This is a genomic window from Saliphagus sp. GCM10025334 (assembly GCF_042663485.1).
In the GTDB taxonomy this organism is placed as follows: domain Archaea; phylum Halobacteriota; class Halobacteria; order Halobacteriales; family Natrialbaceae; genus Natronosalvus.
In genome coordinates this window covers 1-570 of record NZ_JBHTAF010000020.1, presented here as the reverse complement: position 1 = coordinate 570, position 570 = coordinate 1, and the positions used below count along the sequence as shown (strand labels likewise).

Sequence of the window (570 nt, the reverse complement as noted above, 5' to 3'; positions counted from 1 at the left end):
CGATGTACGAATGCCCCGTAATCCAGCCGATGTCGGCTGCACACCAGTAGGTGTCCTCGGGTTTGACGTCCAGTACGGCGTGAGAGGTCCAGGCGGCGTACGAGAGGTAGCCCCCCGTGGTGTGTTTTACCCCCTTTGGCTGACCCGTAGTCCCCGAAGTGTACATCAGGAAGAGCATGTCCTCCGCATCGCGCGAGACCGGCTCGACAGTCTCGCCCTCGTGTGCGTCGACCAGGTCGGCGTAGTCTCGCTGGTTCTCACCCAGCGAGTGCGAGTGGTCGTCGCCGAGGCGGTCGACGACCACCGTCTCGACGTCGTGATCGACGCCCTCGAGTCCTTCGTTGGCCTTCGAGAGGTGGTCGAGGGCGTCCCCTCGTCGGTAGTAGCCGTCGCAGGTGACGAGATACTCGCTGTCGGCGGCGTTCATCCGGGTCGCGAGTGCATCGGCGGAGAAGCCCGCGAAGACGACCGAGTGGGGCGCCCCGATGCGGGCACACGCGAGCATCGCGATGGGTAGCTCCGGAATCATCGGCAGGTAGAGGGTGACGACGTCGTCCTCCTCGACGCCTA

Annotated in this window: 1 protein-coding gene; it reads right to left on the bottom strand. The window is 64.9% G+C overall.

Annotated elements, in window-relative coordinates:
• On the bottom strand, positions 1 to 570 hold a 570-nt coding region (locus ACFQO4_RS21195), incomplete at both ends, for an AMP-binding protein (protein ID WP_500262722.1).